The organism is Actinocorallia populi (assembly GCF_002995495.1).
In the GTDB taxonomy this organism is placed as follows: Bacteria; Actinomycetota; Actinomycetes; order Streptosporangiales; family Streptosporangiaceae; genus Actinocorallia; species Actinocorallia populi.
Map to the genome: position 1 here is coordinate 82,208 of NZ_PVZV01000004.1, position 25,142 is coordinate 107,349.

General features: G+C 70.1%; 27 protein-coding genes. 18 read left to right on the forward strand and 9 right to left on the reverse strand.

Annotated features, from left to right (window positions below; translation table 11 throughout):
* Positions 1–53: 53 nt before the first annotated feature.
* The 3 genes from C2865_RS17010 (at position 54) to C2865_RS17020 (ending at position 3,492) form a co-directional block, all read left to right on the forward strand.
* Positions 54–1,106 (forward strand): ABC transporter substrate-binding protein, encoded by a 1,053-nt coding sequence (locus C2865_RS17010; protein WP_106399477.1) that lies wholly within the window; start codon positions 54–56, stop codon positions 1,104–1,106.
* A gap of 12 nt (positions 1,107–1,118) precedes the next feature.
* Positions 1,119–2,270, forward strand: coding sequence for a Gfo/Idh/MocA family protein (locus C2865_RS17015; protein ID WP_232835659.1), 1,152 nt, complete (start codon positions 1,119–1,121; stop codon positions 2,268–2,270).
* A 226-nt stretch (positions 2,271–2,496) separates the two neighbouring features.
* The gene (locus C2865_RS17020; RefSeq protein ID WP_106399478.1) at positions 2,497–3,492 is read left to right on the forward strand and encodes an Acg family FMN-binding oxidoreductase; all 996 of its coding nucleotides are present in this window, start codon (positions 2,497–2,499) and stop codon (positions 3,490–3,492) included.
* A gap of 51 nt (positions 3,493–3,543) precedes the next feature.
* Here the strand turns inward: C2865_RS17020 and C2865_RS17025 are convergent, their stop codons facing one another.
* The gene (locus C2865_RS17025; protein ID WP_106399479.1) at positions 3,544–4,116 is read right to left on the reverse strand and encodes a DUF4383 domain-containing protein; all 573 of its coding nucleotides are present in this window, start codon (positions 4,114–4,116) and stop codon (positions 3,544–3,546) included.
* 167 nt (positions 4,117–4,283) lie between these two features.
* Between C2865_RS17025 and C2865_RS17030 the strand changes: the two genes are divergently transcribed.
* On the forward strand, positions 4,284–5,333 hold the full coding sequence (locus tag C2865_RS17030) for a type III polyketide synthase (RefSeq protein ID WP_106399480.1): 1,050 nt from the start codon (positions 4,284–4,286) through the stop codon (positions 5,331–5,333).
* On the forward strand, positions 5,330–5,881 hold the full coding sequence (locus tag C2865_RS17035; protein WP_232835660.1) for an isoprenylcysteine carboxyl methyltransferase family protein: 552 nt from the start codon (positions 5,330–5,332) through the stop codon (positions 5,879–5,881). The genes C2865_RS17030 and C2865_RS17035 overlap by 4 nt, the downstream gene beginning before the upstream one ends.
* Before the next feature lie 44 nt (positions 5,882–5,925).
* Here C2865_RS17035 and C2865_RS17040 read toward each other — a convergent pair whose 3' ends face one another.
* On the reverse strand, positions 5,926–6,312 hold the full coding sequence (locus tag C2865_RS17040; protein ID WP_106399481.1) for a DUF6292 family protein: 387 nt from the start codon (positions 6,310–6,312) through the stop codon (positions 5,926–5,928).
* 636 nt (positions 6,313–6,948) lie between these two features.
* On the opposite strand from C2865_RS17040, the gene C2865_RS17045 reads away from it, so the two are divergent.
* The 5 genes from C2865_RS17045 to C2865_RS17065 all read left to right on the forward strand — a co-directional run bounded on the left by C2865_RS17045 (position 6,949) and on the right by C2865_RS17065 (position 10,781).
* Entirely contained in the window at positions 6,949–7,800 is an 852-nt protein-coding gene (locus tag C2865_RS17045) for a GntR family transcriptional regulator (protein ID WP_198653395.1), read from the forward strand.
* Positions 7,801–7,860: 60 nt separating this feature from the next.
* Positions 7,861–8,490, forward strand: coding sequence for a GNAT family N-acetyltransferase (locus C2865_RS17050; protein WP_106399483.1), 630 nt, complete (start codon positions 7,861–7,863; stop codon positions 8,488–8,490).
* Positions 8,491–9,630: 1,140 nt separating this feature from the next.
* Positions 9,631–9,858, forward strand: coding sequence for a ribbon-helix-helix domain-containing protein (locus C2865_RS17055; protein WP_106399484.1), 228 nt, complete (start codon positions 9,631–9,633; stop codon positions 9,856–9,858).
* A 65-nt stretch (positions 9,859–9,923) separates the two neighbouring features.
* Positions 9,924–10,283, forward strand: a complete 360-nt coding sequence (locus tag C2865_RS17060; RefSeq protein WP_106399485.1) for a DUF488 domain-containing protein — start codon at positions 9,924–9,926, stop codon at positions 10,281–10,283.
* A gap of 96 nt (positions 10,284–10,379) precedes the next feature.
* Positions 10,380–10,781, forward strand: a complete 402-nt coding sequence (locus tag C2865_RS17065; protein WP_106399486.1) for a four-helix bundle copper-binding protein — start codon at positions 10,380–10,382, stop codon at positions 10,779–10,781.
* Between the two features lie 12 nt (positions 10,782–10,793).
* Here C2865_RS17065 and C2865_RS17070 read toward each other — a convergent pair whose 3' ends face one another.
* Both C2865_RS17070 and C2865_RS39435 read right to left on the reverse strand, forming a co-directional pair.
* Positions 10,794–11,012 (reverse strand): hypothetical protein, encoded by a 219-nt coding sequence (locus C2865_RS17070; protein ID WP_106399487.1) that lies wholly within the window; start codon positions 11,010–11,012, stop codon positions 10,794–10,796.
* A complete protein-coding gene (locus tag C2865_RS39435; RefSeq protein ID WP_157963760.1) occupies positions 11,009–11,395 on the reverse strand; it encodes a hypothetical protein in 387 nt (128 codons plus the stop codon). Before C2865_RS39435 ends, C2865_RS17070 begins: the two co-directional genes overlap by 4 nt.
* Positions 11,396–11,548: 153 nt before the next feature.
* Here C2865_RS39435 and C2865_RS17075 point away from each other — a divergent pair, with 153 nt between their 5' ends.
* On the forward strand, positions 11,549–14,257 hold the full coding sequence (locus C2865_RS17075) for a poly(A) polymerase (protein ID WP_106399488.1): 2,709 nt from the start codon (positions 11,549–11,551) through the stop codon (positions 14,255–14,257).
* On the opposite strand, the gene C2865_RS17080 is transcribed toward C2865_RS17075, so the two are convergent.
* On the reverse strand, positions 14,217–15,428 hold the full coding sequence (locus C2865_RS17080) for an ABC1 kinase family protein (protein ID WP_232835661.1): 1,212 nt from the start codon (positions 15,426–15,428) through the stop codon (positions 14,217–14,219). The two genes, C2865_RS17075 and C2865_RS17080, sit on opposite strands and share 41 nt — an antisense overlap.
* 359 nt (positions 15,429–15,787) lie before the next feature.
* Here C2865_RS17080 and C2865_RS17085 point away from each other — a divergent pair, with 359 nt between their 5' ends.
* From C2865_RS17085 to C2865_RS17105, 4 genes are all read left to right on the forward strand, one after another.
* Positions 15,788–16,852, forward strand: coding sequence for a sensor histidine kinase (locus C2865_RS17085; RefSeq protein ID WP_198653396.1), 1,065 nt, complete (start codon positions 15,788–15,790; stop codon positions 16,850–16,852).
* Complete coding sequence (locus C2865_RS17090; protein WP_198653397.1) at positions 16,849–17,583, forward strand: response regulator transcription factor; 735 nt, start codon at positions 16,849–16,851, stop codon at positions 17,581–17,583. The genes C2865_RS17085 and C2865_RS17090 overlap by 4 nt, the downstream gene beginning before the upstream one ends.
* Before the next feature lie 447 nt (positions 17,584–18,030).
* A complete protein-coding gene (locus C2865_RS17100; RefSeq protein WP_106400023.1) occupies positions 18,031–19,182 on the forward strand; it encodes an RNA-guided endonuclease InsQ/TnpB family protein in 1,152 nt (383 codons plus the stop codon).
* Between the two features lie 83 nt (positions 19,183–19,265).
* The gene (locus C2865_RS17105; RefSeq protein WP_106399491.1) at positions 19,266–19,643 is read left to right on the forward strand and encodes a pentapeptide repeat-containing protein; all 378 of its coding nucleotides are present in this window, start codon (positions 19,266–19,268) and stop codon (positions 19,641–19,643) included.
* Positions 19,644–19,648: 5 nt separating this feature from the next.
* On the opposite strand, the gene C2865_RS17110 is transcribed toward C2865_RS17105, so the two are convergent.
* Both C2865_RS17110 and C2865_RS17115 read right to left on the reverse strand, forming a co-directional pair.
* Positions 19,649–20,110, reverse strand: coding sequence for a DUF2267 domain-containing protein (locus C2865_RS17110; RefSeq protein WP_106399492.1), 462 nt, complete (start codon positions 20,108–20,110; stop codon positions 19,649–19,651).
* A gap of 70 nt (positions 20,111–20,180) precedes the next feature.
* The gene (locus C2865_RS17115; RefSeq protein ID WP_232835662.1) at positions 20,181–20,624 is read right to left on the reverse strand and encodes an Hsp20/alpha crystallin family protein; all 444 of its coding nucleotides are present in this window, start codon (positions 20,622–20,624) and stop codon (positions 20,181–20,183) included.
* Between the two features lie 281 nt (positions 20,625–20,905).
* On the opposite strand from C2865_RS17115, the gene C2865_RS17120 reads away from it, so the two are divergent.
* Both C2865_RS17120 and C2865_RS17125 read left to right on the forward strand, forming a co-directional pair.
* On the forward strand, positions 20,906–21,112 hold the full coding sequence (locus C2865_RS17120) for a hypothetical protein (RefSeq protein WP_106399494.1): 207 nt from the start codon (positions 20,906–20,908) through the stop codon (positions 21,110–21,112).
* A gap of 29 nt (positions 21,113–21,141) precedes the next feature.
* Positions 21,142–21,516 carry a hypothetical protein gene (locus C2865_RS17125; protein ID WP_106399495.1) on the forward strand — a complete coding sequence of 125 codons (375 nt, stop codon included), beginning with the start codon at positions 21,142–21,144 and terminating at the stop codon, positions 21,514–21,516.
* Positions 21,517–21,522: 6 nt separating this feature from the next.
* On the opposite strand, the gene C2865_RS17130 is transcribed toward C2865_RS17125, so the two are convergent.
* Entirely contained in the window at positions 21,523–22,740 is a 1,218-nt protein-coding gene (locus C2865_RS17130; RefSeq protein WP_157963762.1) for a protein kinase domain-containing protein, read from the reverse strand.
* A gap of 100 nt (positions 22,741–22,840) precedes the next feature.
* Complete coding sequence (locus C2865_RS17135) at positions 22,841–23,422, reverse strand: hypothetical protein (protein WP_106399497.1); 582 nt, start codon at positions 23,420–23,422, stop codon at positions 22,841–22,843.
* A gap of 149 nt (positions 23,423–23,571) precedes the next feature.
* Between C2865_RS17135 and C2865_RS17140 the strand changes: the two genes are divergently transcribed.
* Positions 23,572–25,134, forward strand: a complete 1,563-nt coding sequence (locus tag C2865_RS17140) for a type 1 periplasmic-binding domain-containing protein (protein ID WP_157963763.1) — start codon at positions 23,572–23,574, stop codon at positions 25,132–25,134.
* Positions 25,135–25,142 lie beyond the last annotated feature (8 nt).

The window sequence follows — 25,142 nt, forward strand, 5'->3', positions numbered from 1 at the left end:
CGCTGCGCCCACGACCCGTCCGTTCCACCACCCCCACCCCCCAGGGAGACCCCATGTCCCACAGCCCCGGACGCCGCGGATTCCTGTTCGGCGGAGCCGTCATCGGCGGCGGCCTGCTCGCGTCGGCCTGCACCAGCAACGCCTCCAACGACGAGAAGTCCGCCTCGGCCCCCGCCCTGGCCGGCACCGACAACGAGAAGCCGGGTCAGAAGGTCGTCATCGGCTTCTCCGCCCCGGCCGCCGACCACGGCTGGATCGCCGCGATCGCCAAGAACGCCGAGGCCACCGCGAAGCTGTACTCCGACGTGGAGTTCAAGGCGGTCGAGCCCACCAACGACATCAACCAGCAGATCGCCGCGGTCGAGTCCCTCATCGACGCCAAGGTCGGGGCGCTCGTCATCCTGCCCAACGACGGCCAGCAGCTCAACCAGGTCGCCCGCAAGGCGTCCGACGCGGGCATCCCGGTCGTCAACCTCGACCGGGTCTTCCCCGACAAGCTCTCGTACCGGACGTGGATCGGCGGCGACAACTACGGCATGGGCGTGGCGGCCGGCCACTACATCGGCGCGAAGCTCAAGGAGAAGGGCGTCGCCGAGCCCGTCATCCTGGAGATCCAGGGCATCGCCACGCTCCCGCTCACCCAGGACCGCAGCAAGGGCTTCGCCGACGCGCTGAAGACCTACGGGTTCACCGTGACGGCCCAGCAGGACGCCCAGTTCACCGTCCAGTCCGGCACGGACGTGGCCACCAACCTCCTGCAGGCGCACAAGAAGATCGACGCGCTGTGGAACCACGACGACGACCAGGGCGTCGGCGTCCTGGCCGCGATCAAGGAGGCGAACCGCAACGAGTTCTTCATGGTCGGCGGCGCCGGTTCGGCCAACGCCATGCGGGAGATCAAGAGCGGCTCGTCCGTGCTGGAGGCGACCGTCACCTACAGCCCCAGCATGGCCTCGTCGGCGGTCAAGCTGGCCCGTCTGATCGCCCAGGGCAAGGGTATGAGCGACCTGGTCGAGCAGGGAGTGCCGCAGTCGATCACGCTGGCCTCGGAGACGATCACCAAGGACAACGTCGACACCTACCTGCCGCTCGGCTTCGAGTCCTAGGAGAGGCTTTCCGTGACGGAGAACAGGCCCGCGCTCGGGGTCGGCATGGTCGGACACGCCTTCATGGGCCGCGTGCACTCGCAGGCGTGGCGCAGTGTCGGCGCCTTCTTCGACCTGCCCGTGCGGCCTAGCATGACGGTCCTGGCCGGCCGGTCGCGGCAGCGCACGAGCGCCGCCGCGGCCGAGCTCGGCTGGGCCGGCGCCGAGACCGACTGGCGGCGGCTGCTGGAACGCGACGACGTGCACGTCATCGACATCTGCACGCCGGGCGACACCCACGCCGAGATCGCGATCGCCGCCCTGGCGGCGGGAAAACACGTGCTCTGCGAGAAACCGCTGGCCAACTCCGTGGCGGAGGCCGCGGAGATGGCGGCGGCCGCCGAGGCCGCCGCGGCCCGCGGGGTGCGCAGCATGGTCGCCTTCAACTACCGGCGGGTGCCCGCGGTGGCGTTCGCCCGCAAGCTCGTCGCCGACGGGCGGATCGGAACGGTCCGCCACGTCCGCGCCCAGTACCTCCAGGACTGGATCGTCGATCCGCAGCACCCGCTGGTGTGGCGGCTGCGCCGGGAGAAGGCCGGGTCCGGCGCGCTGGGCGACATCGGCGCCCACATCGTCGACATGGCCCAGTACATCACCGGGGAGGCGCTGACCGGGGTGTCCGGGCTCAGCGAGACCTTCGTCAAGGAGCGCCCGCTGCCGGACGGGACCGGCACGGGAGCCGTCACCGTCGACGACGCGGTCGTGTTCATCGGCCGGCTGGAAGGGGGAGCGCTCGCCTCGTTCGAGGCCAGCCGGTTCGCGCCGGGGCGCAAGAACTCCCTGCGCCTGGAGGTCAACGGCTCGCTGGGCAGCCTCGCCTTCGACTTCGAGTCGCTCAACGAACTGCACTTCCACGACGACACCCTGCCCGCGGAGGAGGCGGGCTTCCGCCGCATCCTCGTCACCGAACCCGGGCACCCGTACGCGGGCGCCTGGTGGCCCCCCGGCCACGGCCTCGGCTACGAGCACACCTTCACCCACGAGGTGCGGGACTTCCTGGCGGCGATCGCCGAAGGCGCCGATCCCGCCCCCTCGTTCGCCGACGGGCTGCGCGTCCAGCAGGTCCTGGACGCCGTCGAGCGCAGCGCCGCCGACGAGAGCCGCTGGACCCCCGTGGGGGGCTGAACCCCCGGGCTTCGCCGTCCGGAGGGCCTGCCGGGTCCCCGCCCCAGCGCCGCGTCGAGGCGAGGGGGCAGGGGAGTGCCACCCCGGCCGGATCCTCCGGGCGGCGAGAACACCGCTGAAGGGGGCGAAAGTCCCCCGGGGCGGGGGACTTTGGGGTCTGCGGCCGAAGGAGGGGAGGTGGGAGGCTCGAGGCCCAGCCGTCGGGAGAAGGCGAAGGAGGCGGGCCATGGAGCCGATGAGCCGCGAAGAGGTCCTGGCCTGTGTGGAGGCGGCCGTGCGGGCGCCTTCGATCCACAACACGCAGCCCTGGCTGTTCCTGCCCGAAGGCGACCGGATCGAGGTGCACGCCGACCCCTCGAGGCGGCTGCCGTCCGTCGACCCGCAGGGGAGGGCGCTGCACCTCAGCCTGGGCGCGGCCGTGCTGAACCTCTGCCTGGCCGTGGCGGCGACGGGCCGCCGGCCCTTCCTCGCACTGCTGCCCGCGCCGGGGGACGGGCGGCACGTCGCGACCGTCACGGCCGACGGGCCCTACACGATGGACGAGCGGGCCCTGTACGAGGCGATCCCGGTGCGGCGCACCAGCCGCCGCCCGTTCCGTGACACGCCGGTGCCGCCGGACGCGCTGCGGAGGCTGGAGGAGGCCGCACTGCTCCAGGGCGGCGAGCTGAAGTTCACGAGGGCGCCCGAACGCGAGCTGCTGCTGGGCCTGGTGCGGACCGCCGACGAGCGGAAGAGGAACGACGTCGCCTACCGCGCGGAGCTGCGCACCTGGACGACCGACGACCCCTACCGCGAGGACGGGATCCCGCTGGCGGCGATGGGGCCCTGGAGCAGGGACGACACCGTCCCCGTCCGGGACTTCGCCCCCGATCTGGAGCGGCCCGTGCCGTCCGTCCGGGAGTTCGAGTCCGAGCCGGTGATCGCCGTGCTGGCGGCCATCGGAAGGGACACGCCGGCCGACTGGCTGCGGGCGGGGCAGGCGCTGCAGCGCGTCCTGCTGGAGGCGACCCGGCTGGGACTGGCGACCGGCCTGTTCACCCAGCCGCTGGAGCACCCCGACCTGCGGGCGCTCCTGGCCGACCCCGCGCGGCGCACGCACGTCCAGGCGATCCTGCGGTTCGGCCACGCCGCCGAGGAGACGCCGCCGACGGCGCGGCGGCCCGCCGAGGACGTCGTGGCCCGGACCAGGCCGCTGCCGTTGCGGCCGACCAGGCCGGGCTGAGGGACCCCGGACGGCCCGGCCGCGCCGGGCCGGGCCCGTCCGGCCGGGGTGTCAGCGCATGTCGCGCGGGCCGCGTGCGCCGCCGCGCGGCTCCTGGCGGCCGCGGGGAGCGGTCGACCCCGGAGGCAGGTCGCCCCTGGAGTGCGCGCCGCCGCCGACCGCGGACCTGGACTTGACCTTGCGGGCGGTCAGGAGGCCGAGGGCGATCATGCCGAGGCCCAGGAAGAAGTGCAGCCAGTCGTCCGCCCGGTTGAACGGGACGAAGTTGGCCTCGTGGTTCTTGTTGACGAGCAGGCCGTAGATCCAGAAGAGCAGGTAGGCGGCGCCGCCCCACACGAGGAAGGCCTTGGCCGTGCCGGGTGAGCGGCCCAGGGTGAGGCCCAGGACGCCGAAGAGCAGGTGCACGATGTTGTGCAGGACCGACACCTGGAAGAGGCCGAAGAGCTTGGCGTTCGAGTCGTGTCCGGCGAACTGCATGGTGTCGTAGTTCGTGGTGATGCCCGGGATGAACCCGAGGATGCCCACGAGCAGGAAGAGCGCGCCCACCCCCATGGCCGCCTTGCAGACGGGCGGCTTGCCGGGGCGGGTGATCGTCGATCCGGTTGATCCAGATGTTCGCGTCATGATGACCGACCTTCCGGTGAATTCGGATTCCTTAATTATATCGAAATTCCGCTGATTTCAAGAAAAGTCATTTCGTGGGATTTATTTTGCTTTTATGGGGGGTGGTTTTGGTGGCCGGGGCTCCATGAACATAGAGACGACCCGTCCGCCCGCTGCCCGAGGTGCCCATGACCCGTATAGCCGCCGTCCGCGGCGCGCTGCCGAGGCACCGCTACGCGCAGTCCGAGCTGACCGAGGCCTTCGTCCGGGGCTGGGGGCTGGCGGGCGGGAAGCGGGCGCTGCTGGAACGGCTGCACCGCAATGTCGGGGTGGACTTCCGGCACCTCGCGTTGCCCGTTCCTCGTTATATTGAAATTTCAGGATTTCGAGAGGCGAACGACGCCTATGTCACCGAGGCCCTGGAACTGGGCGCCGAGGCGGCGGGCGCCGCGCTGGCGGCGGCGGGGACCGCGCCCGCCGACGTCGACCTGGTCCTGCTGACGTCCACGACCGGGGTGGCCGCGCCCTCCCTGGACGCCCGGCTCGTCGAACGGCTCGGGCTGCGCCACGACGTCAAACGCCTGCCGCTGTTCGGGCTCGGCTGCGCCGCCGGGGCCGCCGGGCTCGCCCGCGTCCACGACTACCTGCGCGGCTGGCCGGAGCACACGGCGCTGCTGCTGTCGGTCGAGCTGTGCTCCCTGACGCTGCAGCGCGACGACCTGTCCATCGCCAACTTCGTGGGCAGCGCTTTGTTCGGCGACGGCGCGGCCGCGGCCGTGGTGCGCGGCGCGGGCCGCGCCTCCGGCGGCCCCGCCGTGGTCGCGACCAGGAGCCGCTTCTACCCCGGCACCCAGCACGTGATGGGCTGGCGGGTCTCGGAGAAGGGCTTCCAGGTGATGCTGGACCCCGGCATCCCCGACCTCGTCCGCACCCACCTCGCCCGCGACGTGGACGGCTTCCTGTCCGAACACGGCCTGACCGCCAAGGACATCACCGGCTGGGTCTGCCACCCCGGCGGCCCCAAGGTCCTCGAGGCCATCACCGAGACCCTCGACCTCCCGTCCGACGCCCTCGACGTCACCTGGCGCTCCCTGGCCGCCAACGGCAACCTGTCGTCCGCGTCCGTCCTGCACGTCCTGCGCGACACCCTCGCCCGGCGCCCCGAACCCGGCGCCTTCGGCCTCCTCCTGGCCCTGGGCCCCGGCTTCTGCGCCGAACTCGTCCTCCTGCGCTGGTGACCGCCGTGTCCCCCTGGTACACCGCCCTGGTGCTCCTCATCGCGGCCGAACGCCTGGTCGAACTGGCCGTGGCCCGCGCCAACACCCGCTGGAGCCTGGCCCGGGGCGGCGTCATCACCGGCGGCGCCCACTACCCCCTGTTCGCCCTCCTGCACACCGCACTCCTCGCCGGCTGCCTCCTGGAGCCGCCCCTGGCGCACCGCCCCTTCATCCCCGCCCTGGCCTGGCCCATGCTCGCCCTGGTCCTGGCCGCCCAGGCCCTCCGCTGGTGGTGCATCCACACCCTCGGCCGCCAGTGGAACACCCGCATCGTCGTCGTCCCCGGCCTCCCCCGCGTCACCCGAGGCCCCTACCGCCTCCCCTGGCTCCCCCACCCCAACTACCTGGCCGTGGCCCTGGAAGGCCTCGCCCTCCCCCTCATCCACACCGCCTGGCTCACCGCCCTCACCTTCACCCTCCTCAACACCGCCCTCCTCACCCTCCGCATCCGCCACGAATCCCGAGCCCTCCACCTCCACCTCACCCGCCCCACCCCCGAACACACCTGACCGCCGACCCCCTCCAGGGCGGCCGGCGGTTCGAACGGGCGGGATCAGTAACTTCGCAGTACCTCGTTGAGCCCGTCACGGGCTCTGATCTCACGAACGACGAGAGGCTCACTGCGTCCGAGCACCGCCCGCCGTGCGATCTCGGACGGCGGCGGCACGACGCCCCCGCCCAGCAGGAGCGCTTCGGCCAGAACGGTGCGTACGCCCTGCTCGCCGGAGACGAAGCCGCCCACGGCCCAGCCGTGGGTCTCGTTCCAGACCAGCGCCCTGCCACCGGTGACGATCGTCGCGTCGACGGGCTGGCAGGGATCGAGCCAGAGCCGGTCGACGGCGACGCCGTGCAGGGACAGCTCTCTGGCGACTGCGGTGATGTAGCCCCGGGACTCGTCGACCTCGGGATCGGGATGGGGGTGCGGGATCTTCTCGGTCATGCGGGCGCCTCTCTGCGGGATAAGAAGCCAGACCTAGAAGGAAAGATACAACTGTCCCGATTGTCCGTCTATATCCTCCAATAAGTGTTTTTTGTGATTCGTTTTTGTTCTTAAGAGGGTTATTTGGCGAATGTGGGAGGGGGGGCCGAAAGGCCGGGTGGGATCCCGTCCCGCAAAGTCGGGGTCTCGCGTTTCGGCGGAGGGGCCGCGGCTCCCGCGTGCCTTGGCCGCCCCGCCTCCATCCGGCCTTTCGGTGCTCTCGTCCCCTCCGGTGCGAAGCGAGCCGATGCCGGGGCCTATCGGCGGTCGATCTTGAGTTCGGCGCGGAGGGTGGGCTCCTCCTCGGAGAGGTCGAGGTGGCCCACCTCCTCCTGGCTCGCTTCCCTGTTGCTCACGTGCCTTTCTCCTCGTTCGGCGGTCGTCGGCGGCAGGCCGTCCTGGCCTGGGTCTGGTCCGGCCGGATCGATCTGTCAATCTGTCCTTGATTTTGCCTCATCCCACCTATACCAACAAGTGGTCTGTGCCAAACTCCTTCCTGGGTAGGCATGTCAGACCTCTCCTTCGGGTATCCAGGTAGGGAGATGCCTGAGGTCCGGCATGCCGGCGCTGAGTGGTTCCGAGTGGAGGAGGGGATGGATGGCCAGGCACGCCAAGTGGCGCGAAGTCGCGGAGGACCTGCGCAGGCGCATCGAGGCCGGCGAGTTCAACGTGAAGACGGGGCGGGCCCAGCTGCCCAAGGAGCTGGACCTCCAGGGCCACTACGACGCCTCCCGCAACACGGTCCGCGACGCCCTCCGGTGGCTGGCCGATCAGCGCGTGGTGGAGACCGAGGCGGGCAAGGGCACCTTCGTGCTCTTCCGGCCGGAACCGTTCCACGTGACGTTGTCGGCGCGCCGCCTGATCCCCGGTGAGGAGAACGAGATCACCGTTCCGGGCGGCGGCGAGGGCGTGGACTACAGCAAGGACGCCTCGGTCCAGGGCCGCGTCCCCTTCGACACCGAACCCCGGGTCGAGGTGCAGTTCGCCTCCGGGCAGGTGGCTCATTGGCTCGGGCTGCCACCGGAGAGCCAGGTCGTCCTGCGGCACCAGACACGGTCCATCGAGGACAAGCCCTGGTCGCTGCAGACCTCCTACTACCCGCTCGAATTCGTCACCAAAGGGGCGGTCAAACTGCTGGAGGCCAAGGACATCCCGCAGGGGGTGGTGGCCTACCTGGGGGAGACCGACCTCAAGATCACCCAGGCCGGCTACCACGACGAGATCAACGTCCGTCCGCCGAATCCGGCGGAGGCCGACTTCTTCGGGCTTCCGGAGACGGGTTCGGTTCCCGTTTATGAAACTTTCCGCACCGCCTACGACCAGCACGGCAATGCTTTCCGTTTCACTGTTACGATATGGCCCTCAGACCGTAACCGTCTCCATTACAACGTCGGCAGAGTCCCCCCGCGAGTGATCGACGAGCCTGGTCAGGCGAGTTCCGAAGGCTGACCCTGTCCGTTGTCCTCTTTCTCGAAGACGAGAAGAGGCTCGATCGCTTTTTTTGGGAAAATGGCTGAACCATTTGTGCTCCGTCTCGCGACCGACGATGACGTCGAAGAGATCACCAGGCTCATCGACGAGACGGGAAGCTGGCTGCGCGACAAGATCGGCACCGACCAGTGGAACCGGCCGTGGCCCGACGAGGCCGCCCGGAACGCCAGGGTCCGCGACGGGGTGGCGCGGGGGCGGACCTGGCTGCTGCGGGACGGCGGGACCCTGGTGGCGAGCGTCACCGTCGAGGTGTCGGGCACACCCGGGCTGTGGACGGAGCGGGAGCTGCGGGTTCCGGCGGTCTACCTGCACCGGCTGGTGGTCGACCGCCACTACAAGGGGATGCGGATCGGAGAGTTCCTGATCGGCAGGGGCGCGCAGCGCGGTCTGCTGGAGAGGCCGTCGGCGAGAGAACTGCGCATCGACACCTGGAGCACCAACGACAGGCTCCACGAGTACTACATCGGCCTCGGCTTCTCCAAGATCCACGGTATTCGCGTCACCGAGGACGAGACGCCCTCAGGCCAGCTTCTCAGCAAGCCCATCAGGGACGTGCGCCCGTGTGAGGAGCTGGCCGGAATCCTCCACGTGCAGGAGGAGGGCGGGCCGGCGCGTGCCGAGCAGGCAGAGCCAGCCGGTCAGCTCTGACTCCTTCACGCGGGCGGCGATCGGCCGGTAGGCCTCGGGCCCCAGTCCGTCCAGGGAGTGCTTGATGATCGTCTCGTAGACCAGTACGGAGGCGATGAACGTCAGGTCGGCGCCGACCCTGCGCTGCTCGTTCTTGGCGGGCGCGGCGTCCAGGAGCCGCGCGGCGTGGATGACCGCCTCGCCGCGCACCGCGTTCCAGGCGGATCGCACCGGGCCCACGTGCAGGACCACCCGCAGCTGGATCCGCGTGCCCTCCGTCGCCTGCCGGTTGTGCTCGTCCAGGAACTCGGCCAGAGGCAGGAGGAAGGGGCTCAGCGCACGCTCGGTGGGGGTGTGCAGGGGCAGGACCAGCAGGATGCCGTCGCCCCTGTCCTCCTGGTGGCAGTGCGACCAGGAGATGCCGGCCCGGGCGCAGGCCCGGCGGGCGCTCTCGTACATGGCGTCGTGGACCACGGCCCGGTCGGCGTCGGTGCGGCGCGGGGAGCCGAAGCCCACGATGTCCAGGAACAGGATCGATGCGGGCTGGCCGGTGAAGTGCGGCCGCGTTCCCCGGCGCCGGCCGCCCGGGAAGGCGGCGTGGCCGAGGGCGTTGACGAACGACAGGATCATGACGTCCATCAGCTGGCGGATCTCCTCGGTGGACGTGGCGAGTTCGGCGCCTCTGCGGACCAGGGTGAACTGGAGCCAGGCGAAGGGGCCGAGGCAGGCTGTGCCCCACAGCAGGACCAGGCACAGGACCGGGACCGCCGGCCAGGGCTCCCGCACGACGGCGCCTCCGAAGAAGGCGGCGCCGTGGGTGAGGGCGACCGCGGTCAGCACCCGCGTCCGCCGCCGTGCCCGCCCCTCGCCGGACCTGGTGGGACCGGCCTGTCGGCCTGCTCTGTGTTCCCCCATGACGTGGATTCCTTCCCGGACGTGTCCCGCCTTTGAACCGAACGACAGGCGGGCTTGATGCATCCATCATGCATATGATGTATGCATAAAAAGCATGTTCTGTGACACTTATAGATGAGTAACTGAGCGGAAGCCGGGGGTTTGCTTGTCCAGGATGTGGCAACAAGACATACTGAGCGTGCCTATGCTCCGCGGTCAGCTTGCTGACGGGCAGAGATGAACCAGTGCCAGGGCGAAGGAGACCGCATGTCCAAGGCCGAGACGTCCATCAAGGAACGGATCACGGTCAACCTGACGCCCAAGACGACGCTGGCGCTCGACGAGCTCGTCAAGCGGAGCGGGGACACCAAGACCGACACGATCAACCGGGCTCTGCAGCTCTACGAGTTCCTCGACGGCGTCATCCGGGACGGCGGCAAGGTCTACGTGCAGGAGCCGGGCTCGGACGAGCCGGAGCGGGTGCGCTTCCTGTGACGTGCTGAGCTCTCCCGCCGGGGAGGCCGCTTGGCGGCGCATACCCTGGGTGGACGGGAGGTGCCATGGGCAGGCAGATCACCTATCGCCGCGTGCAGGAGGGGGCGTCGGCCCGCGACGGCAGGCGGGTGCTCGTCGACAGGGTCTGGCCGCGGGGCGTGAGCAAGGAGAAGGCGCGCCTCGACGAGTGGCTGAAGGACGTCGCGCCCTCGACCGAGTTGCGGCGCTGGTACGGCCATGATCCGGAGAAGTTCGCCGAGTTCCGTCGCCGCTACCTGAAGGAGCTCCACGACGCGGGCCATCGCGAGGCCGTCGACCATCTGCGGGATCTCGCGGGCCGCCGGCGCGTCACGCTGCTGACCGCCACCCGCGACGTGGAGCACAGCCAGGCGGCCGTCCTCGCGGAGTGGCTGAATTCTGGCTAGTTATCCCCTTTTTGTGTGTTTTGTCCGGTTGGGTGGGGCCGCAGTGGGGACGGAGACCCCAGAGACCTGTTCGAACACGGCGAAAGGGGAGAGCACATGTCCGTCACCAGGATGCTGGAGACCTACCCGGCCACGATCAACATGGACCGGAAGGCGATCGCCGACACGGTGGAGATCCTTCTGGAGTGCTCGCAGGCGTGCACGGCCTGCGCCGACGCCTGCCTCAGCGAGCAGGACGTCGCCGACCTCGCCAAGTGCATCCGCACCGACCTGGACTGCGCCGACATCTGCGACACCACCGCCCGCGTCCTGTCGCGCCACACCGGCTACGACGCCAACATCACCCGCGCCCAGCTCCAGGCCTGTGCGCAGGCATGCTCGGCCTGCGCGACCGAGTGCGAGCGGCACGCCGGCCACCACGAGCACTGCCGGGCCTGCGCCGAGGTCTGCCGCCGCTGCGCGGAGGCATGCCGGGGGCTCCTGGCGAAAATGAGCTGACCGGGGGGCGGTTCACTCGGCCCCGCCGGGTCCGGTGGGGTCGATCGCGGTCTCGGGGCGTTCGTGTCGTTCCCAGAGGACCGATCTGCGGTCGCGGAATTCGCGCGGGGTGCGCTTCGCCGGGTCGGAGTGGATCACGGTTCGGCGGGTGCGCAGGCCGAATCCGACCACATGGCCGAGATAGAGGCCCAGCAGAAAGGTGGCCGTGATGACGGCCAGAATGGTGATCATTGATGCCTCGGGTCCTTCGGTTGTTTCGCGAAGGTGATTCCTCGGCGGATCAATGGCAAACGGCGGGGCGTGCCGGGTGCACAGGGAAATAAGTCAAGCGGCATAGGGGGAGGAGCGCTCGGGGCCTGTGCGGCGGGAGTGCCGGAAGTGTCGGCTGGCCGGTCGGGACGCCGCGGAGCCGGTGGTGCCGGGGATCGTCCGGAGTGGGTGTCGTTCTTCTTGCCGACGATCCAGAGGGTGCGCTTCTGGCGGCGGGAGACGGGGGAGCGGGAAGGGTCGTGGAAGGTGGTCTTGCGGGTGCGGATGCCGAAGGTGAGGACGAGCCAGAGGTAGAGCGCGAAGAAGAGCAGGGATATGAGGGTGATGACCATGACGGTGATCATTTCTTCTCCCCTCCTTGCTGGATCGGGGACGCTTCCGTCTTATCTGGAGAAGGAGGGGGACGGGTGGGCTCGGGGCTCAGGAGAAGTGGTCGGGTGACACATTCGGGGTTAATCGGTGGCCGTGGAGGCCGGTGACGGCTTAGAGTCCGCGCGGTGAGGACGAGCGAGGAGATCTACCACCGGGTCAAGTGGGATCCGCGGTTCGATCCCGCGCGGTTCGTGCTGGGGGTGGCCACCCGAGGGGGGCCCGTCAAGCGGGTGCCGATGGCGGGGTTCACGCCGGGCGGGGACGTTCCGTGGCACCGGATCGTGTGGATCGAGGCCGACGGGGTGCCGGTGTGGGACCGGGAGCGGGGGATCGATCTCGTCGGGGAGGTCGAGGCCGGGCTCGTCAGGATGCCTCGGTTGCTGCCTGCGCGGTTCTTCCAGACCGGTGGGGTGTTCTCCTGGGCGCAGGACGGTGGTTGGCGGACCCGGGAGGACGGGCGGAAGAGCGTCGGCGGTCCGCTGCGGGTGCTGACGTGGAACACGCTCTGGGACCGGTACGACAGCGACAAGGTCTTCACGGCACGGCGGAGGCCGTGGTTGCTGGATGTGCTGGAGCAGGCCGACGCGGATGTCGTCGCGCTCCAGGAGGTGGAGAAGCCGCTCCTCGATTCGCTGTTGCAGGCTCCGTGGGTGCGGGAGCGGTACACGCTCAGCACCGGCATACCCCGGTTGGATGTGGCCGACAGCGGGTTGTTGCTGCTCAGCCGGTTGCCGGTGCGGGAGGTGGGTCGGCATTCGCTGGGGCCGTACAAGGCCGTCGCCGCGATGACGGTGGAGACGGTGGGCGGGCCGGTCGTGGTCGCGACGACGCATCTGAGCAGTGACCACTCCCACCGGGGCGAGGCGCGGCGTCGGGGGCAGCTCGGAAGGCTCGCGGAGATCCTGGCGGGGCTGGACTGCGACGTCGTGCTGATGGGGGACTTCAACGACGGGAGCTCGCTGCCGACGGAAGTGCTGGGGCTGCGTGACGCCTGGGTAGAGGCACGCGGAGAAGGGGACGTGACGCCGACGTTCGATCCGGTGGTCAATCCACTCGCCGCCGTTTCGTCGTTGTCGGGGGTTCCCGCGAGGCTCGACAGGGTGCTGTTGCGGGGTCCTGATCTGCATGTCGGAGCGGTGGAGCTGCTGGGGGACGTCCCGGACGGGGAAGGGCTGTACATCTCCGACCACTACGGGGTCTTCGCGGAGCTGTACGCCGAGGACGCCAGGAGCGCAGGTGTCGGGGTGCGTCCAACGGCGCGTACGGCGGTGGCGTGGGTGCCCGGCGAGGAGGTCGGGGAGGCGGTGCAGCCGATCCGGCGGGAACGCGACCCGCAGGTGGACAGATGGCCGCCGCACGTCAACGTTCTCTTCGGTTTCGTGCCGGAATCCTCGTTCGAGGACGCCGCAGCGGGGTTGCGTGACGCCGCGGGCGAAGTGCCGCCGTTCACCGCACGGCTGGAAGGCGTGCAGACGTTCACGCACCGTCAGGACGCGACGCTCTGGCTCGATCCGGCGGCTGCGGGGGCGGGACCCTGGCGGGACATGCAGCGTGCGCTGGAGAGCAGATTTCCGCAGTGCAAGGCCCGGACGGAGGGCTACACGCCGCATCTGACGCTGGGGAAGGTGCCTCTGGACGAGCCTGTCGAGGTGAGGCTTCCGGTGATGAAGGCCCGCGTGGAAGAGCTCCTGCTGCTGTCACGACGCGGAGACGAGCCCATGCAGGCACGCGCGGCCCTCGCCCTGGGCAGCGGGGAACTGCGCTGGCTCGACCCGAAAGGCAGCCCTCTACCGGGGAGACCACGCCGTGACGACCGGCCTGAGAACGTTCTGAGGCGGTTGCGGAAAGCAGTCCCGGAAGGCGATTTCAGAGTGACGGGCTCCCGCCGGATGGGCTGTGAGCTGGAAGATTCGGATCTTGATCTCGTCGTGTCCCTGCCGGAAGGCATCGATCTCCGGCAACGAGTGGAGAACGCCTTCCCTGAAACACATGTGACGGTCGTCGAAGGAGCCAGAGTTCCGGGTATCAGACTGCGCGTCGCAGCGCTCGGGGTGGACATCGCCGTCGTCCACGACGAAGCAGGCTCCGGGGAAGCAGCGAAAATTGCCCTCAGCGCCATCACCGACGCGGACGAGATACTCGCCGCAGTAGGCGAGCGGAAAGAGGAATTCGCCTCCCTGGCACGTGCCGTCAAGGCATGGGCACGTGCCCGGGGCCTGGATTCGGCGCCCTTCGGAGGGCTGCCGGGGTTGGCATGGGCGGTGCTCGCGGCGCGGACCGTCCAGGAGGGAGGCTCGGCCGAGGACTTCTTCGCCACGTGGGCGGCTTGGGACTGGCGGCGTCCGATCGCTCTACGTCCGGATGCCCCGGCGGCTCCGGACGGCTCTCCGCTGCGGATACTGACGCCGACCGAGCCCGTGCGCTCCTGCACTGAGCAGGTCGGCCCCGACATGCTCGACCTGCTGGCACGGGAACTGTTCCGCGCCTGGGAGCTCCTGGAGGCGGGCGGAGACCCGTGGCCCGAGCTGCTCGCCCCGCCTCCGCTGCACCGCCGGCACGCCGCATGGGCCGTCCTGACCGTCCAGGATGAGGCGGTGGGCCGGGCGCGGGGCCGCCTCCGGGCGCTGCTCGCCTTCCTGGAGGAGTCCGGGGCGCGGGACGTCCACGCCTGGCCGCGCCCGTTCGAGTCCGGCCGCGGCCGGACTCGCTACGCGATCGGCCTGGGACGAGACCCCCTGGACGCCGCCGATCTGGCCGAGGTCGCGGAACGCTGGGCGGTGCCCGGCGCCGAGCTCACCTGGGCCGCGGGCGGGGAGGTCCCCACTCTCCGGTGAGCCGGCGCAGCGCCTCGGCCTGGAAGGGGACCTCCGCCTCCAGCTGGCACAGGACCCCGATCCCGACGCCCAGAGACCGCTGGGCGTGGACGAAGTCCGGCGGGAACGCCAGGCTCAGGGCGACGGGCATGGACGCGGTCATACGCCGCACGGTCTCGCGGAGGTGGTCCGGGGTGAAGACGAACGTCTCGGAGTGCGCGGGCAGCCCCGAATGGGCGAACAGCTCCTGCAGGCGCGCGGCGTCGGCCCGGACCCCCGGCCGTAGGAAGCCGACGTCACGCAGCGTGCGGAGCAGCTCGTCGGGCGTCTCGGCCAGATGGATCCGCATCCACTTGTGGAGCGGGCTCTCGGTCCCTGGCGTCAGCCGGTACACCGCGCCGAAGTCCAGAACACCCAGAGAGCCGTCGTCGAACAACCGGAAGTTGCCGGGGTGGGGATCACCATGCAGGCGGCCGCACAGGACGGGAGCGTCGAACATCAGGCGGGTCAGCAGCAGCCCGGCCCGGTCCCGCTCCTCCTGGGAACCGGAGGCGATGACCGCCGACAGAGGGGTGCCTCCCACCCACTCCGACACCAGGACGCGGCCCTGCTGCCACACGACGTCGGGCACCCGGAACTCCGGCGAGCCGGCGAAACCCGCGCGGAAGGCACGCTGGGATTCGGCCTCCCGGGCGTAGTCGAGCTCCTCGGCGAGCCGGTCCATGAGGTCCTCGGCCATCGCCCGGCCGTCCAAGGCGGGCGCGACCAGCCTGGTGAACCAACCCATCACCATGACGAGGGAGTCCCTGTCCCCGAGCAGATCCGCGTGCGCTTCCGGGTACTGCACCTTGACCGCGACCTCGCGGCCGTCGCGCCAGACCGCGCGATGCACCTGTGCCAGCGAGGCCGCGGCCACCGGCTCGTCGTCGAACGAGACGAACATCGTCCGCCAGTCCGCGCCGAGGTCCTCGGCCAGGACACCGTGCACGACGGCCTCGGCCTCGGGACGCGCCGCCTCCTGCAGCCGCGCCAGCCTCTGCCGGTACACGGCCGAGATCTCCGGCGGCAGGACCGCCTCGTACACCGACAGCACCTGACCGAACTTCATCACCCCGCCCTTGAGACTGCCGAGTACCTCGAACAGCTGGTCGGCCGTCCGTTCGTGCAGTTCCAGAGCAGATTCGTCGGTCAATCTGCCCAGCGCTCGCAGAGATCCACCCACGAGGGCCCGCTGTGCGGCTCCCAAGGGGAGCACCGACATCCGTGCCATTCGTTTCCACGCCCTGAGTCCCATGTTCTTCAGCGTCGTCCGTGCCGTTCCGCCGTCGCATCGGCCCGCGGTCGCCGCTCACTGTGCCTCTGGTCTTACTCGCGCTCTGCCCGTGGGGCGATGCCCTATGCGATGGCCGCGCTTAGGATCCCGGCATGGGACGCGGCCGAAGTTCGGGAACGGCACTTGCGGGTGGTGCGGCGCTGCCGTCTCTGGTGCGTTTCATCTCCTTGGTGGGTGTCGCGTGGGCGGTTCTGGCGGTCGTGCTGTCGCCTGGTCCGATGGCGCGGACCGTTCTCGTCGGGGCGTTCGTCGGGTTGTGGCTGTGGCAGGCGTGGAGCCCGTGGCTGCCTCCGGAACGGCTGGTGCCGGTCGTGGCCCTCGCGCTCTTCGGACTGCTCCTCCTGGTCCCCGCCGCGGACGGCGCGCCGGACGGGTTCCGGCCCTTTCCCTTCGCGGAAGGCAGTTACGCCGACGGGGCGCTGGCAGTGGCGAGCGCTCCGGTGTGGATTCATCTGGCGGTGCTCGGGCGGATACGTGACCTGGCGTGGTGCGTTCCGGTGACGTTGGCGGCGCCGCCTGCCTGGGATCTGTTCGGCGGAGGACTGCCTCTGTGGCCCGCCTGGACGTTGTGGGAAGTGGGGTTCCTGTTGCTCGGTGGTGCTTTCCGGGTCCACGGGATGGTGTACGAGGCGCGGCTGCGGCGGGAGCGCGAGGCCGTCGCGGAGGAGCGGAGGAAGATCGCGCGGGAGGTCCACGACCTGGTCGGGCACGGGTTGGGAGCGGCGTTGCTGAACATCACGGCTGCTCGGATGGCCGCCAAGCGGGGGGATTCCGATGCCGTCACGGCCGCGCTGGAGGAGGCCGAACGCATCGGCAGGCAGAGCGTACGCGACGTGCACCGTGGTCTCGTACTGCTACGCGGCCCCGCGCCACCGGACGGGACGGTCGAACCCGCACCGCCGACGGTCGAAGATCTGCCGTCACTCGTCGACCGCTGGCGTGCCACCGGTCCTGGCGTCACCCTGACCGTCCGGGGAGAGCCTGCGGGTCTCGATCCCGCGGTGGGGCTGGCGGTCTACCGGATCGTGCAGGAGGCGCTCTCCAACACCGCCCGCCACGCACCCGGCGGTGACGCCGCCGTCACGGTGGACGTCGGCGAACGGGTCGTCCGGGTCACCGTCGCCGACTCCGGGGGGCGTCCGGCACGCGCGAACCCCGGAGGCCTCGGTCTGGTCGGCATGCGCGAACGCGCCGCCGCGCTGGGCGGCACCCTGGACGCCGGGCCCGGCCCCGACGGCTGGACGGTCCACGCCACGCTGCCCGTCACCGGGGGCAGGCCGTGATCCGCCTGCTGCTCGTCGACGACCAGCAGCTCGTCCGCGAGGGCCTGCTCCGCATCTTCGACTCCGCGCCCGACCTGCGGGTCGTCGGGGAATGCGCGGACGGCGACGAGGTGGAGGCCGCGGTGACCCGCCACCGCCCCGACGCCGTCCTCATGGACGTGCGCATGAAACGTGTGGACGGTGTCCAGGCCACCCGCCTTCTGCACCGGCGCGACGATCCCCCTCTGGTGCTGGTCCTCACCATGTTCGACGATTCCGAGGTCGTCGCCGCGGCCCTCACCGCGGGCGCCGCCGGGTTCGTCCTCAAGGACGCCCCGGGCGAGGAGATCGTCCAGGCGGTCCGCGCCGTCGCCGGAGGGCGCGGCTGGCTGGACCCGGCGGTGACCCCCCGGGTCCTGGCCGCCTACCGCGCCCACCACCGGCCCGCGGCGCCGCCCGCCCTGGCCGCCCTGTCCGCCAGGGAACGGGAGGTGCTGGCGCTCGTCGGCACCGGGGCCATCAACGCCGAGATCGCCGTGCTCCTCCACATCGCGGAGGGCACCGTCAAGACCCACATCGGCAGCGTCTTCGCCAAGCTGGACCTGCGGGACCGGCCCGCCGCCGTCGTCTTCGCCCTCCGCCACGGACTCACCCCTGAGGAAATGTCAGAGGCGGCTCCTAGGGTGGGGAGATGGCCGATCGCAATCCCGCACGGAGACGACGATCAGATCCCGGGAACGGGAGTTCCGTGACCTGGGGAGGGAGACCTTCCGCCGGGTGCTGCTCGTCGACGTCGACCTGACGGAGACGGTGAATCGCGGCTCGGCGTTCGAGGAGTGCACGTTCCGCGGCGTGCGTTTCAACGAGATCCAGCAAGGAATCCAGGCCGTTCACGGCCGGGAGGAACTGCTCCCCGCAGAGCGGGGTCAGGCGCCGCGCGCCGGGTCAGGCGGGGCGTTTCTGCTGTCCGATGCGCTCCTGGACGATCGCCGGTGGCGCGCCGCCGCAGGAAGAGCCGAAGAACGACGGCGACCAGAAACACTCTCCCCACGGACAGCCGGTCCGGGCCCCGCGCCCGGGGCCCGGAGAAGAGGACGCAACAGAACACGCAGGTCACAGACCACACTTCACCCCTCTTTGCCCATGCCGAGATACAGGAAACACTCTCAGTGCAGTAAAGGAGACGCTACGTTGTGCGGGTGAAGCTCGTGGTGCAGGTGAAGCTACTCCCGGACGAGACCGCTCGGGCGGCTCTGCGGGAGACGCTGCACACCTGCAACCGGGCCGCCAACCACGCCTCCCGCCGCGCGTTCGAGACCGGGGTGACGGGCAAGCAGTCGCTCCAGCGGCTGGTGTACGCAGAGGTGAAGGCGATGGGCCTGTCCGCCCAGCCCGCCCTGCACGCGATCCGCAAGACCGCCGGGGCCTACGCCACCTTGAAAGCGAACCTGAAAGCCGGCAACTACGGGCGGGAAGGCTCCAAACGGCGCAAGGCCGCAGAGTCCAAACCGATCCGCTTCCGTAAGGAAGCCGCCCAGCCGTTCGACGACCGGTGCCTGTCCTGGCAGATGGATGCCCGTACCGTGTCGATCTGGACCGTCTGCGGCCGTGTGCGGGGCATCGGGTTCCAGTGCTCGCTGTCCCAGTTGAAGATGCTCACCGAGCATCGGCGCGGGGAGTCCGACCTGGTATTCCGGGGCGGTAACTGGTACCTGTACGCGACCTGCGAGGTCCCCGAGCCCGAACTGGGTGACCCGGTCGGCTTCCTGGGTGTGGATCTGGGCATCGTGAACATCGCCACCACCAGCGACGGCCACCGGTATGCGGGCAAGCACCTCAACCAGGTCCGGCACCGCTACCGGCGGCTACGCCAAAGACTGCAGAAGAAGGGCACCAAGTCCGCCAAACGACTACTGCGCAAACTGTCGGGCCGGGAGGCGCGTTTCGCGGCCGACACCAACCATCGCATCGCCAAGCGGCTCGTGACCGAGGCTCAACGCACCTGCCGCGGTATCGCCCTGGAAGACCTGGGCGGTATCCGCGACAGGGTACGGCTTCGTAAGCCCCAGCGGGTCACGTTGCATTCCTGGTCGTTCGCGCAACTGGGTGGGTTCGTCTCCTACAAGGCGGCCCTGGTGGGGGTGCCGGTGGTGTTCGTCGACCCCCGCCACACCTCGCAGGAATGCAGCCGCTGCCACCACATCAGCCGGGGCAACCGGCCCGATCAGTCCACTTTTCTTTGCACGTCGTGTGGCTTCGCTGAGCACGCCGACGTGAACGCAGGCCGCACCATCGCCCAGCGCGGTGGAGTGGTCTGGGCAGTGAGTCACGCTGCCGGCGACGCGGCCTGAACACACCCGCCAGGTGTGGTGAAGAGCTGCGAGCTCGGCCCTTCAGGGCCGAGAAGCTGACCTGCACGTTCATCCGGTGCACGATGTTCGACGCCGAGTTCACCCGGTGCAAGCTCACCGGGAGCATGTTCGACGGCTGCACGTACGGCGCCCTGAAGGTCTCCGGGGGAGACTGGTCCTTCGTCGGCCTGCCGGGGGCGGACCTGCGGGGAAGCCGGTTCTCCGAGGTCCGCCTGCGCGAGGCCGACCTGACCGGAGCCCGGCTGCAGTCGGCGGAGCTGCGCGGTTGCGACCTGTCCGGATCATGGCTGCACAGCGCGGACCTCACCGGGTGCGATCTGCGGGGCAGCGACCTGGCGGTGTTCGACCTGAACGCCACGCGGTTCCAGCGCGCCGTCATCGACCCCTACCAGGCGGCGACGGTCGCGACGGTGTTCGGTTTCGACGTGCGTCCCGGCTGAGCCCGTCACCAGGCCTCGTTGCCGGTGTCGGAGGACAGGTCGCCCTCGCCCTCCAGCAGGCTCCGGACGTCCTTGGGCAGCTGGTCGAGGGCGTGGTCGAGCGCTCCGCGGCCGAGGTGGCGGCGCATGCAGCGGGTGACGGCGGCCAGCGAGGGCACGGCGGCCGCGCCGCGGATGGCCGAGGAGTTGCAGAAGGCCTCGAGGTACTGGTCGCGCCCGTACTTCTTGGGGACGTTGCCCGGTGACCAGCCGTCGTAGTAGACGCCGCGGAAGATCTCGGGGAGCTGGGCGGCGAAGTGCGCGCCGGTCTGGACGGTCAGCCGGTCGCGGAGCGTGTGGAGCCAGCCGCGCAGTGCGCGGTAGGCCTCGCGGCGGTCCTCGGTGCCGAGTTCCCGGGCGATGTCGTCCAACCAGCGGTTGGTGGTGTCGATGCTGTGGTCGAGGTGCTGGACTCCGGTGAAAGGCATGAATTTCCTCCTGGGTCGTGAACGAACAGGAAAAAGGGGCGCCGGAAGGTGCCGACGCCCCTGGGACGGGTCATTTCCGGGAGGTCTCGCCCTCTTTCTTCGACTCGCCTGACGGCATCTCCGCCGTCTTCTTCACGGTGATCCGCCGCGCCTCGGGCTTGTCCTGCGGCAGCGGCATCCGGACGGTCAGCACGCCCTGGTCGTAGGAGGCCTGGACGTCCTCGGCCTCGACCCCGTGCGGCAGCGCCAGGGAACGGGTGAAGGCCCCGTAGCGGAACTCGGAGCGCTTGCCCTCCCGCTGCTCCTGGCGGCGTTCGGCGTGGATGCGCAGCACGTCGTCGTCGGAGACGGTGATCTCGACGTCCCGGTCGGGGTCGATTCCGGGCAGCTCCGCGCGCACCACGTAGGTGCTGTCGTCGACGTAGTCCTCGACCCGGATCGCCTGGGTCTGCTCCGCCAGCGGTGACAGGAGCGACTGCCAGTCGCCGAAGGGAAGGTCCAGCAGTTCCGACATCGGGAAAAGCCGGCGGGTCTGTTGTGCTGGAAGAGCCATGGTGCACGACCTCCTGAACAGCTCCTCACGACGGTTTCACCCCTCCTTGTTAATGCCGATCCGGCCGGTGGTGGGAGTGAAATTCGTCAAACCTCCGAAATAAAGTGCACAATAAAGTTTTGCCGTTTTATGGCGGTATGTCCCGCAAGAAGTGTGTATGACGCACTACACGTTGATCATCGGATTAGGTCTGGTTTCCGGGGGCAAGGGAGGAGCAGACGGACACCGACCCGGGGGAGAAGATGGAGACCGACGGCAAGAGGGCGCGACTCCAGGAGATCGAGGAGGACATCGCCGGGCTCCGCAGGGAGTTCCCGGACCGGACGGACGACCCGCAGGACTACGGGGACGCCGGCGCCGCGCTGGCCCAGCGCCAGGAGATCTCGGCCCAGCTCGAGGTCCTGGCCACCGAGCGCGACCGGCTCAAGGAGGAGCTCGGGCTCGACTGAGCGCGGGCCCGCGGGGAAGGGAGACCGCCATGACCGACCGCCATCACAAAGTGCGCGGGGAGCACAAGTACCAGCAGGAGGTGTCCTCCCCCGGGCAGCACGAGGAACGGCCGGGGCGCAGCCTCGTCACCACCAGCCACGAGGTGATCCGCCAGTGGGCGGACGAACGGGGCGCCGAGCCCGCGACGGTGCCGGGCAGCGAGTACGACGGGCGGCCGGGGCGGCTGCTGCTCGACTTCCCGGGAGGCAGGGGCGAGGACCTCCAGCACATCTCCTGGGACGACTGGTTCGCGACGTTCGAGGCGCGCAAGCTCAACTTCCTCTACCAGGAGCACCTGGCCGACGGCTCCCAGAGCAACTTCTTCAAGCTGGAGAACCCCGGCGGCGACCGGCACTCCGGCTGACGCCCCTCAGCGCGGACGGACGTCGCGCGCCTCCGGGCCGCGCTTGCCCGCCACGGTCCGGAAGGAGACGCGCTGTCCCTTCCTGAGCTCCTTGAAGCCGGGCATGTCGATCCGCGAGTAGTGGACGTAGACCTCCTCGGAGGAGGTGTCCGGGGTGATGAAGCCGTAACCCTTGTCGGATTTGAACGACCTGACGGTCCCGTGCAGGACACCGTCCTCGGCGTCCCGCACGGGCCTCGGCTCGGGCACCGGCGGCACGCCGCCGCCAGGCGGCGGCGTGCTCCCGCGGGGCGATGGCGCGTCCCCGCGGGGCGGCGGCGTACTTCCGCAGGGTGGCGCGTCCCGGCGGGGCGGCGGTGCGCCCCCGGCGAGCGGCGGCGTGTCCCCGGCGGGTGGTGGTGAGCCGCGGCCGAGCAGCGTCCGCAGGGCCGCGGCCGTCCGCGCCGCGGAGGGCCGCAGCTCCGGCTCCTTGCGCAGCAGGTCGTTCAGCAGCACTCCCAGCGCCCCCGCGTGCCGGGCGGGCCGCGGCGGGTGGTTGAGGATCGCGTTGAAGAGCGCCGCGAGCGTCGGGGCGCTGAACGGCGTCTCACCCTCCACCGCCGCGTACAGCGTCGCGCCGACCGCCCACAGGTCGGCCGCGCCGGTGACCGGCAGCCCCTCGATCTGCTCGGGCGCCATGTAGAGCGGGGTGCCCAGGACGGTGCCCGCCCGGGTGAGGGCGGTGCCGTCGGCGAGGCTGGCGACGCCGAAGTCGGTGATGACGACACGACGGCCGTCGATCATGATGTTGCCGGGCTTCAGGTCGCGGTGCACGATCCCGGCCGCGTGCGCCGCCCCGATCGCGTCCAGGAGCTCGCACCCGATCGCCGCGACCCGCTCGGGCGCCAGCCGCCCCTCCCGCTCGATCAGCGCGCCGAGGGAGCCTCCCCTGACGAACTCCATGACCAGCGCAGGCATGCCGTGGTGCTGGACGACGTCGTGGACGGTGACGACCCCCGGGTGGTTGAGCCGGGCCGCCGCGCGCGCCTCCCGCATCACCCGACCGACCAGCAGTTCCTGCTGATCGGGGGAGATCCCCGGCCGGACGAAGAACTCCTTGAACGCCACCTCGCGTTCCAGCACCTCGTCCACGGCGCGCCACACCCGCCCCGCCGCGCCCTGCCCGATCGCCTCGACCAGCCGGTACCGGCCTCCCGCCGACTCACCGGCGACAGCAGCGTTCATCACGCCCGCCACCCTAACCGCACCGCCCGCTCCCGATCAGCCCGCTTCCGGTCCTGCGGTCTGCCGGACACGGCGCGGGGGAGGCCCTCCCGGCGGACGGTCAGCGGCGGGTGTACCGGAGGGTGGCGTGGAACTGGTGCTCGCCGTGGTACCAGCTCTGGCTGGTGCGGAAGGTGAGGGTTTCGGCGGTGCAGGTGTAGGAGGCGCGCTTCAGGACGACCATGTCCCACTGCTTCTTGCGGATGCGCGCAGGCAGGGAGCGGTGGCGCGAGGGCGCCTGGCTGTGGGTGAAGGTGGCGTCGCCGGACGCGGTCCTCGCCTTCAGGGCGAGGGTGCCTTTCGCACCGCCCCGGAAAGTGGCGCCGACCTTGAGCCTCCTGTCGTACTTCGTCCATTCGTCGATGGGTTTTCCGCTGTCGGTGCCGGTGGTGACCGCCTTCTTCGAACGGGTGAAGTCGTAGGAGAGCGAGGACTTCGCGACGGTGAGGCGGACGCCCTTCATGCCTTTGCTGACGGCGGTGTACTCGACGTAGCCGAGATTCCTGGCGGTGAACCCCGTGAGCTTCCACTTTCCGACGACACAGGGCCTGGCGGCGGCCGCCCCGGCGGGGGAGGCGACGGCCGGCAGCACGGAGGCGGCGAGGGCGCAGGGCAGAACGAGGCGAAGGATTCGTTGGGACATGTCTCCTCTTGGGGTGAAAGCGCAGGTCAGCGGATAACGATGTGACAATCGCGCCGAACCGTGGGGAATACGACTTCAGAACAAAGTAGGGGAGGTGTTAAATTGCGGCCAATCCGGCTGGCCGGTCGACGATGTAGAGGAAGAAGTCCTTGGCATTGGTCAAAGGTGGCAAGGCCCTGATCTGGACGGTGGCCGTGGCGGTGGCCCTCAGCCTCGCCATCGTCCTGTCCGTCGCGTACCTCCTCGACCCGTCCGAGGCAAAGGGCTGCGAGGGGGCGCCCGAGGGCATCCGGCTGAACAGCGCCAGGCACGGTGAGTGCATCGGGATCACCGACGGAAGCTACCTCTTCACCCCCGTGGACGGCGGCCTCGACGGGGCCGACCGCGCGGCCGCCGCCGAGATCGCCGGGATCCAGAAGAAAATCGTCGAGGAGAACCGGCGCGCCGTCGGTTCGGGGAACCACGTCAAGGTCGTGCTGCTCTCGCCGCTGACGGTGTCCAAGAGCATCCCGTCGACCATGTCCCTCCAGCAGATCCGGGACACGCTGCAGGGCACCTACACCGCGCTCGTCCGCGCCAACCGTTCGTCGGCCTTCAGCGACCCGGCGACCGTGCAGATCCAGCTGCTGCTGGCCAACCAGGGCAGCCGGCAGGAGGCCGGGGCGCAGTTCGTGGACGAGCTGATGGCGGTCTCCGAACCGGGCCACCCGCTCGTGGCCGTCGTCGGGCTCGGCTCCAGCGTGGCGAACACCGAGAAGATCGCCCGGGACCTGGCGGGCCGCGGCGTCCCGATGGTCAGCGCCGTCACCTCCGCCGACACCCTCACCGGCATCAAGGGGCTGTGGAGCGTCTCGCCGGGCAACAGCCAGTACGCGCAGGCGCTCAAGGCGTTCCTCGAGCGGCCCGACCAGGGGGAGCTCAAGACCGGCATCATCGTCCACGACCTCAACGAGGACCCCTACACCACCACCCTGCGCGCCGCCTACCGGACCGTCCTCGACCCGTACGTGCGCTACCCCGACCAGAGCTACGCGGGCGGCACCGCCGAGCAGCCCCTGGCGCCCAACGCGTTCAGGCCAGTGATCAACAACCTCTGCGAGGCGGCGGGGCGGCAGAAGGACCCGCTGGACATGGTGTTCTTCGCCGGCCGCCTCGCCGACTTCGAGGTCTTCGCCCAGTACCTGGACGAACGCATCTGCCGGGACGACCCGATGACGGTCATGGTCGGTGCGACGGGCTTCGCCGGCGCCGAGAGGTACGGCGACCTCCTCCGGGAGGCCAACATCACCGTCGTCTACGCCACCTCCTCCGACTCGCAGGCCTGGGGCGCGAAGGAGAAGGGCACCCCCCGCTCCTACACCGGCTTCCAGGAGGCGTTCCTGTCGCACGGCTTCGACGCGGCCGACCTGCGCGACGGGTACGCGATCGCCCACCACGACGCCCTGGCCGCGGCGGCGACGGCGATCGGGCTCGCGGCGGTCCCCCGCAAGCAGGACACCGCGGCGCGGCTCCCCGCCCCCCAGGACGTCAAGGCGCAGTTCGGCAGGCTGAACCTCGCCAACGTGGTGCACGCCGCCTCGGGCGAGCTGAGCTTCGAGCCGGAGGGCGGCAGGGCCGCCGGACGCTCCATCCCGCTGCGGCAGGTCGGGTCGAACTCCCAGGTCCCCGAGCTCCCCGAGGGGCTCACCCCCTACGTGGTGCCCGGTTCCTGACCGGACGG

Coding starts and splice junctions, on each gene's coding strand:
- C2865_RS17010 (WP_106399477.1), top strand. CDS start 54: ATGTCCCACAGCCCCGGACGCCGCGGATTCCTGTTCGGCGGAGCCGTC.
- C2865_RS17020 (WP_106399478.1), top strand. CDS start 2,497: ATGGAGCCGATGAGCCGCGAAGAGGTCCTGGCCTGTGTGGAGGCGGCC.
- C2865_RS17025 (WP_106399479.1), bottom strand. CDS start 4,116: ATGACGCGAACATCTGGATCAACCGGATCGACGATCACCCGCCCCGGC.
- C2865_RS17030 (WP_106399480.1), top strand. CDS start 4,284: ATGACCCGTATAGCCGCCGTCCGCGGCGCGCTGCCGAGGCACCGCTAC.
- C2865_RS17040 (WP_106399481.1), bottom strand. CDS start 6,312: ATGACCGAGAAGATCCCGCACCCCCATCCCGATCCCGAGGTCGACGAG.
- C2865_RS17045 (WP_198653395.1), top strand. CDS start 6,949: ATGGCCAGGCACGCCAAGTGGCGCGAAGTCGCGGAGGACCTGCGCAGG.
- C2865_RS17050 (WP_106399483.1), top strand. CDS start 7,861: ATGGCTGAACCATTTGTGCTCCGTCTCGCGACCGACGATGACGTCGAA.
- C2865_RS17055 (WP_106399484.1), top strand. CDS start 9,631: ATGTCCAAGGCCGAGACGTCCATCAAGGAACGGATCACGGTCAACCTG.
- C2865_RS17060 (WP_106399485.1), top strand. CDS start 9,924: ATGGGCAGGCAGATCACCTATCGCCGCGTGCAGGAGGGGGCGTCGGCC.
- C2865_RS17065 (WP_106399486.1), top strand. CDS start 10,380: ATGTCCGTCACCAGGATGCTGGAGACCTACCCGGCCACGATCAACATG.
- C2865_RS17070 (WP_106399487.1), bottom strand. CDS start 11,012: ATGATCACCATTCTGGCCGTCATCACGGCCACCTTTCTGCTGGGCCTC.
- C2865_RS39435 (WP_157963760.1), bottom strand. CDS start 11,395: ATGATCACCGTCATGGTCATCACCCTCATATCCCTGCTCTTCTTCGCG.
- C2865_RS17085 (WP_198653396.1), top strand. CDS start 15,788: ATGGCGCGGACCGTTCTCGTCGGGGCGTTCGTCGGGTTGTGGCTGTGG.
- C2865_RS17105 (WP_106399491.1), top strand. CDS start 19,266: ATGTTCGACGCCGAGTTCACCCGGTGCAAGCTCACCGGGAGCATGTTC.
- C2865_RS17110 (WP_106399492.1), bottom strand. CDS start 20,110: ATGCCTTTCACCGGAGTCCAGCACCTCGACCACAGCATCGACACCACC.
- C2865_RS17115 (WP_232835662.1), bottom strand. CDS start 20,624: ATGTCGGAACTGCTGGACCTTCCCTTCGGCGACTGGCAGTCGCTCCTG.
- C2865_RS17120 (WP_106399494.1), top strand. CDS start 20,906: ATGGAGACCGACGGCAAGAGGGCGCGACTCCAGGAGATCGAGGAGGAC.
- C2865_RS17125 (WP_106399495.1), top strand. CDS start 21,142: ATGACCGACCGCCATCACAAAGTGCGCGGGGAGCACAAGTACCAGCAG.
- C2865_RS17130 (WP_157963762.1), bottom strand. CDS start 22,740: ATGAACGCTGCTGTCGCCGGTGAGTCGGCGGGAGGCCGGTACCGGCTG.
- C2865_RS17135 (WP_106399497.1), bottom strand. CDS start 23,422: ATGTCCCAACGAATCCTTCGCCTCGTTCTGCCCTGCGCCCTCGCCGCC.